Raw genomic sequence first — 7,953 nt, 5'->3', positions numbered from 1 at the left:
GGTGCATAGTGTCTGGATTGGCAGTGGTTCCTACGATCTTTTTCTGGATATGTGGATAGATTTTAATAACGACTTCCTCTTCACACCGGATGAACTGGTGTTGGATGATGTTTTTATTTATTCCGGATGGTTTGACTGTGTTCCTATCTATATTCCCATATCATCGGACAATGGATGGCGTACAACGAGAATACGAACCAACAGGGACGCCCCTGTTACTGATCCTTGCGAAACTTACACCTATGGTCATTGTTTTGATTTTTATACTTCAATCATCGGTGGAATTGGATCCAACTACCCACCGCCGGTAAATTTGCAGACAAGCCTCGCTGCCAATGATGCAGTGCAACTGACATGGAGTGATCCGGCTTTGTCTGCCAACCGTGATCTGACCGGATATGAGGTTTTCAGGGATAACAACCTGCTGATCTCTTTGCCGCTGGTTAATGATTTTCTGGATGCTGGTCTGGACCAGGGAAATTACGGTTACAAAATGCGGGCTGTTTATGGAAATATACCCTCGGAGTTTACTGACGAGGTTCAGATTTATGTTCCCGGCATTTCACTTCCACAGATCGGTTTTGATCCTGAGGTGGTGATCACTTACCACACAGCTCCAATGATCACCACCGAAGTTCTGATGGTTACCAACACCGGTGATGAAATCCTGAATTTTAATATTTCCACGATCCTTCAGACAAAATCGGAAAATGATCCACCAGACAACACTACAGGATCGGGCATCCCGATGGAAAATCTGTACACCACCGGCTGCACTTTTGGTGATGGGATTGTCAACTGGAGCCTGTCCAATGTAAACATTCAGGATATTCCATGTACAGGGGAACCACCCTGGTACCATTATTTCGACGATGAGGCGCATTGGATGGAAACAGGTAATCTGCAGAAGCTTTTTATTACCGCCGGGTATGACAGTACTTATGTTACGGTTTGGATTGATTATGATGATAATTTCGATCTGACACCTGACGAAATTCTATTGGACAATGCGGTCTGTCCCAATGCTGGGTCCATGCATGTTTTCTTTGTTACTGTTCCACCAACTGCCAACGTAGGGAACTTTGTGCTGCGGGCACGCACCAACCGGCAAAGTCCGGTAAACGGCCCCTACGAAACCTGTGAATACGGCAATTGCGTTGATTTTGATATTCATATTGACAATGGGTTGCCGATTGACTGGTTGTCGGTTTCACCCCGGAATGGAACCCTGGACCCGGGGGAATCCATGCCGGTCTTTGTGACCTTTGATTCAAATTTTCCTCCCTCGCCCTCCGGATATAGTGCTTTTCTTAAGTTTGTCAGCAATGCGCCCGAAAGCCCGCACCTGGTGCCTGCTATGATTTTTCCCACACCCGTTTTGCCTCCGGTAAACGATTTTTCGTGTTTTTTCAGCAATCCTTCAACTGTTGAACTAAGCTGGATGCCCCCGGTGATGGAAACCCTTCGATGGGACAGCGGGGAGAACTGCGACGGGATTGGAGGGACAACCCACTTCTCCGTTGCTGCAAGGTGGTCGCCGGATTTTTTAACAGCCTTCAACGGCTGGTTATTAACCCACCTCCTTTTTTATCCAACCTCTGCCGAAGCCATTTACGTATTGAAAGTTTGGACCGGGGAACAAGCTGAAAACCTGCTGTATAGCCAACCGGTTGATGATTACATTCCCGATCAATGGAACACTGTGATGCTGGAACCTCCCGTTTCAATCACTTCCGGCGAGTGGTACTGGATAGGCTATGAAGTGACCGATCTTGCCTGGAACTATCCCGCAGGCGCTGACTGTGGGCCGGCAATATCAGGTTATGGTGATATGATTCAGTTTGATGGCCAGACCTGGCACTCATTAAGCACTACCTTTGGATATGATAACAATTGGAACATTGCCGGCGTTTTGGCCCCCGGAAGTACCAGCAAAGCCAGAGATTTCATTCCGAACAATTACAATGTTTACCGCAACGCTGAATGGATCGCCACCTTGCCGCCCACTACCTTCGAATACACCGACAGCCTTGTTCCTCCGGACATTCCGGATTATATTGTTGGTGCAGTTTATGACGAAGGTGAGGCATTGTCGGATGCCTGCTCTCCAGCGCCGATTTCGTGGATTCAGGTTGAACCGGAGAGTTTTAATGTTGAGCTGATCATTGGGGAAACCTTAACCGACCAGTTCCTTATTCAAAATACCGGGCATCCGGACGCTCTGATGGATTTTGAACTTGAAATCAGTTATATTTTTCCGGAGATGGAACCTTCAACCGGGCAAAGGCAGGAATGGCTCGCTGTCGCTCCCACAAGTGGTCAGGTTGCAGGGCAATCGTCAGAAACCATTGAATTGACCATTAATACCGCCAACCTCGTGGAAGGTTTTCATTATGCAACCGTTGATGTTGCTTCAAATGCGCAAAACACGCAGTATTTCATTGTTCATGTTTTCCTCGATGTCATCACATCAGTTGGAGAAACAGGTAAAATGGGCATTCAGATTTATCCCAATCCGGCAGAGGGTATTTTTACTGTTTCGGGTAACCAGATGGAGGCAAAGGTTGGCATTACCAATGCATTCGGTGTGGAAATCTACTGCAAAGTGTTAACTTTGCCTTCAGTTATTGATTTATCCGCCAGGCCGAAAGGCATCTATGTTATTAAAGTTGAGTCTGATGATGAAACATGGCTCCGTAAGCTGGTCATTAATTGATGATATGATGATGAAAAAATTGTGTATTCTTTTGTTTAGCCTGATCCTGCAGCATTGTTTTTCCCTGATTGTTTTTGGAAATACGCCGATGGTTTGGGAGGATCATTCGGAAAACAAACCATTCACGTTGGTCAGCCATTCACCCGAAAAGGTGATCATTGGTTTTTCGTTAAAAACAGATACTCAACTATCAAAACCTGAATTTCTGACCATGATCGCAGTGCCTGATGGCGCTAAAGCCACAATTGCCGCGGTTAACTTCAGTGCTGTCAGCCTGTTTGAAAATGGATTTTCAACAGACCAGTTCATCAGATTATCTGAAGTGACAATGATCCGGGGTGTGCAGGTAGTTGTGCTGTCTGTTCATCCTTCTCATAGCAATCCTTTATATGGCGATCTGGACGTTTTTACCGAAGCAGTGATAGAAATCGAATTTCAAGGTGGTGATGATACATTTGGCGATGATCGTTTGAGAAGCCGCTGGTTTGATCCTGTTTTGGCAAGGCAAATCATCAATTTTTGTTCACTGCATCAGCTTGCCTGTAACCGGAAGTTTGACCCAGGACATAAGGAGACTGGCGCCGAATACCTGATCATTTCTCCCAACGACCCTGTCTTTCAGCAATGGGCTGATTCACTTCGCAATTTCAGAACCGGGCAGGGAATCCTTACCAAAGTAGTTACCCTTGCTGAAATAGGGGGCAACACAGCCCAGTTGATCGAAGGGTTTATTGACAATGCTTATTACACCTGGGATATCCCACCTTCAGGAGTGCTGCTTCTCGGCGATCACGGAACTTCTGCCATAAACAGCGTGGCAGTGCCGGCTTGGAACAACTACTGTGCGTCGGACAATGTCTATGCCGACGTAACAGGAAATGATTTGCCGGATATCATCGTATCGCGGATCCCGGCAAAAACTGCTGCGGAAGTTGAATACATGGTTTCAAAAATACTCAGCTATGAGAGATTTCCTTCCGAAACCCCCGGTTTTTACAATCATCCCATGACCTCCTGCCAGTTTGTGACGGCAAGTACCAACCAACTTGTCACCGAGCCGCTGGCCGGATTTTTCGAAATCGTTCACGGTAAATCTGCCAACCGGATCAATGTGGCGCCCGACCCGTTGCCTGAGGTATGGTCAACTTCGCCCTACGCCCAGGAACTCATCAACCTGTTTGGCCCTGACGGGCTGGGTTATATCCCCGAAACGCCCGGCCAGGTGAATTGTAACTGGGCCGGCGCCACCGAGGATTTCATCGCAGGGATCAACAGCGGGGCATTTTTTCTGATCCACAAAGGACATTCAGCCGGGCAAAGTTGGATTGAACCGCCATTCTCGGTACAGGATATCAATGGTCTGACCAATGCTGATCCTTTGCTGGTGATTTCGCTGGGCAGTCTGACCGGAAAATTTAATGGTGCCGAAGATTGCCTGGCCGAACGTTTCCTGAAACATTCCTTCAACGGAAATCCTTCAGGCGCCATTGGTGTTCTGGCAGCTTCTGAAGTGACGTATACCTTCGTTTCCGATGTTTTTGCCTTCGGTGTACTGGATTGTCTTTTCCCCGATTTTCTACCTCAGACCTCTTCATTTTTTGAAGATGCAGCTTTGCGACCTGCCATGGCCAATGCAGCCGGCAAGTATTACCTTCACAGCAGTGTTTATCCTATCAATCCGGCGCAAAAGGAGATGACTTACCATGTGTTTCATTATTTCGGTGATGTGTACACCACGTTGTATTCTGAAATGCCGCAGGAAATGAACGTTGTGCATAACCCGGGAATCGTGGGAGGAACTGATGTTTTCGAAATCATGGCCGATGTAGGGTCGCTGATCGGTTTATCGGTAAATGGTGAATTGATCGCGTCTGCCACGGGAACCGGAGCAATGATCGCAATTCCCATCCCTCCGCAGTATTATCCGGATCATCTTGACGTTGTGGTGACCAAACCCAATCATTACCGCTACGAAGCGGAGGTGATGGTTTATACCCAGGCACTTTCGGCATGGTTTAAATCAGATATTAACCAGGTTTGCAGCGGCGATTCCATTCACTTTACTGATTACTCCGTCGGCATGATCGTCTCGAGGGAGTGGATTTTCGAAGGGGGCATCCCTGAAACATCAGCAATCCAAAATCCAACGGTTGTCTATCCGGAAATAGGATTTTTTGACGTCACCCTTATCGTTTCCAACGGCATCACCTTCGATACTCTCACTATTGACGACTACATCGGGGTGGATAACTGCACGGGTATCGACGTTATTCCGGAGAGTGCTGAATTGAAGGTCTTTCCGGTTCCTTCGGACGGAGTGGTTTATTTTAAATTTGAGAAGTTGCCCGGTCAGGTTGATTTGAAAATTTTCAGCCCTGTTTCAATACGAATTTATAAACTGAATAAGAAATTGACAACGAATGAAACATTGATGGTTGATATTTCAGCTTTTCCAGATGGGATTTATTTTTTTACAGTTCAGGCTGCTGAAAAAAGTTACAGCGGTAAAATTTTGATTCGGAAGCTCAGCCGATGAAAATTTCAGAAGCGAGATACTAACCCAAAGTTGCCATTCTCTATCTTCGGTCGGGGCTGCGAACCCAGGGTTGATTCAAAATAAACTCATCAATCCCTTAATGTGTCAAATACATGAACTCCAGTGCTCTCCAGCCGCTCCTTCGCCTGATGACAGTTGGCAAAAAGAATTATTTTGGGTGATTAAGAAATTTTTTCAAAATCAAAGGTCTAAAGTCACCCATTGATCTTTCTACTCTTAAGAAATCATTCTTTTCCCAGCTAACATCAAATATTGTTGCCTTCTTTGTTGATATGAGCTTATCAATGCTTGGTCTATACTCGTATGGAAAAAACAATCCCAGATAAACTCCCGTTAGTGAATTTTCTATAGTTAAATAAGTATGTTCTTTTCCAATAATCAAAAGTCTAATTTCTTTTTCATGCTCCCAGTTCACTGACTTTTGCAAGAAAAGGCATTGGTATTTACTTTCAATTATTTTCAAGATATTTGCTTCCTTACTAATACTCCTGTTATAATCAATAAATACATCCTCGTGTTTTCCATATTGGACCTTTTCAAGTTTAAAGTTAATGAGCACCTCTTTATTTTCTTCTATAAATCTATCCGCATCAATTTCTAAACAAACTCCACGATGGTTTGAAGCATAATGCGCCCACATCATTGCGTTAAAACATGCTCTGTTATCCTCATTATTGACAAAACAAATGGCTTGAATGTTTTCCCTAATTTCATTACCAAACATGAATTGATGTTCAATGTATCTATCTTCGGAGAATGTTTCAGGATAAATTGAAGGATAATCCATGTTTTTAGAGCTAAAAGCCCAAAGTTGATTCTCTTTAGGATCATTCATATTTTTCAGGCCATTTGTACGTAATCTCATTTTTGGCAAGATGAATTCAATAGCGGTATTTAAGCTGGTATAGTGATAAATCTTATTCATTTGTTATGTTGTTTTTTTAAATGAATTGAATCTATGATCCTTTTTTTCACCTCATCAAAATCATAATCGGGAAAAACTTCAATCAAAATGCAATCGTTTTTGATGCACTTTTCCATCTTGATTCTATCATTATCAACAGTCTGCTTTAAACCCTCTTCGCCACCAAAGTAGTCTATAGCTTCATAATGTTGAGCTCCCTGATATTCGATTGCAATATTCTCATTTGGAAAATAAACATCAAATCTTTGTAAACCCAACCATTTTGGCCGCCCCTGATGTACAACTTCGTGTTCGGCAAATTCATCTTTGATTCTGTAAAACAAGTTGGTTTCATTTATCCATCCTTCTCCAATTTTTGGTAACCCTCTGTTTTCCCTAACAAAATTTTCGGAATCCCTTGCTAGTGTTTTGAAATAGCTTTCAATTGCAAAAATCACGATGTAAGGGAAATAGTTTGGTTTTTGTTTATTTTGGTCAGGAATGTATTTGGATCTTTGATTATGTAAATTCAACTTCTCATTATATGACTCTTCCGATTCAAAGAAAGCTTTATAATATTCTGAGTTAAATGCTCCGCCGTTTTCAACAGCTTTATAGTATTGTCCTTTGTTAAAAAATCGTCTTGCAAAAGGTTCCTTTTCTGCCTCTTCAATCCTTCTAATTGCTTTTATGAGATTCGATAGAATAGAATTTACATTCTTTCTGCCAAAATCGGTAAGTGTATCCTGCTTAAAACCTATCTTGAGGATTTGTAAGAGATCAACATCGTCATAATAATCACTTTTTACTTCCGGTGCATGTGGGTTTTCTCCAACACTTTCACGTATGAACTCATCCCATTTTAGAAACTTTTCATGATACAATACTTTATCTAAATATTCCTGAATACCCAGTTCTCTTCCAATCGCTATTTCAATTCGATCAGCGTCATGTGATAATTCAGGATACTGCTCTTTAAGCCCTTGAAATGTTCTTGCTAAAATGTCAAAATTTTGATGTCTGTGGTAATCTTGAAGCTGCTCGTAAATAAAATACCTGACGTAGTTTCTCATACCACCAACGTCAACAAAGACACCTGATAGGAAATTGCTTTTGAAGTATTCGTAAAACTCGAGTTGAGGAGCAGTTGGCTTTACCAAATATTTTTCAAATTCGTAAGGATTAACGTACTCCCAGGGTGGTGGAGTCCTGTCTTTGATAAGAGAATCATCTTGGTAATATTTTGACGGTTTATTCCAGAAAACAATTCGACCTTTTACAGATATTTTTGCCAAATCATATTTTTCCTTCAGTGATTTCACCAGATTGAGATTTCCACCAACTTCTTTCAGTTTGCCCAACTGCTTAAGGTGAATCATTCCTCTAAAATCAGCTGTTCCACCTACCCTTACCAATTCACCTAAGTCCTCCAGTTCGTTTGTTGTTGGCCTGAGATCACCTTCAACTTCCTTGAGATTTCCCAAAGTCCTGATAGGTGCACCAAATCGGAGAGTTCCTCCAACAAATTTCAATTTTCTTAAACTATTAATATTTCCCCAGAAGGAAAATTCACAATCAATGTACTCCAGATCACCAATGTCAGTAAGGTTTTTGAAATGTACAATACCAGATGGGCCAATTCTGATCTCTTTGACGCCCAACAGCTTGTTAACACTCGAGTTGCTAACCCAAAAACTCTCTGTTATTACTCCATTTTTTATAATCGAGTGTAACTGTTCATATGTGTAAATTTCTTTCCAGTAACTCATTTTCTAA

At 42.8% G+C, this 7,953-nt stretch carries 4 protein-coding genes; 2 read left to right on the top strand and 2 right to left on the bottom strand.

Features of this window, described 5'->3' with window-relative positions; genetic code table 11:
- Both IH598_14645 and IH598_14640 read left to right on the top strand, forming a co-directional pair.
- On the top strand, positions 1-2,716 hold a 2,716-nt coding region (locus IH598_14645; GenBank protein MBE0639754.1), incomplete at its 5' end, for a T9SS type A sorting domain-containing protein.
- Positions 2,679-5,252, top strand: a complete 2,574-nt coding sequence (locus IH598_14640; protein ID MBE0639753.1) for a hypothetical protein — start codon at positions 2,679-2,681, stop codon at positions 5,250-5,252. The genes IH598_14645 and IH598_14640, both read left to right, overlap by 38 nt.
- Positions 5,253-5,421: 169 nt before the next feature.
- Here the strand turns inward: IH598_14640 and IH598_14635 are convergent, their stop codons facing one another.
- On the bottom strand, positions 5,422-6,198 hold the full coding sequence (locus tag IH598_14635; protein MBE0639752.1) for a DUF2971 domain-containing protein: 777 nt from the start codon (positions 6,196-6,198) through the stop codon (positions 5,422-5,424).
- Complete coding sequence (locus IH598_14630) at positions 6,195-7,946, bottom strand: hypothetical protein (GenBank protein ID MBE0639751.1); 1,752 nt, start codon at positions 7,944-7,946, stop codon at positions 6,195-6,197. Before IH598_14630 ends, IH598_14635 begins: the two co-directional genes overlap by 4 nt.
- Positions 7,947-7,953 lie beyond the last annotated feature (7 nt).

It is taken from the genome of Bacteroidales bacterium (assembly GCA_014860585.1).
GTDB lineage: Bacteria > Bacteroidota > Bacteroidia > Bacteroidales > 4484-276 > RZYY01.
This window is presented reverse-complemented; position numbering and strand designations above follow the sequence as displayed.

Bases quoted from the DNA above. Each gene is read 5' to 3' on its own strand.
- IH598_14640 (MBE0639753.1), top strand. From the start codon at position 2,679: ATGATGAAACATGGCTCCGTAAGCTGGTCATTAATTGATGATATGATG.
- IH598_14635 (MBE0639752.1), bottom strand. From the start codon at position 6,198: ATGAATAAGATTTATCACTATACCAGCTTAAATACCGCTATTGAATTC.
- IH598_14630 (MBE0639751.1), bottom strand. From the start codon at position 7,946: ATGAGTTACTGGAAAGAAATTTACACATATGAACAGTTACACTCGATT.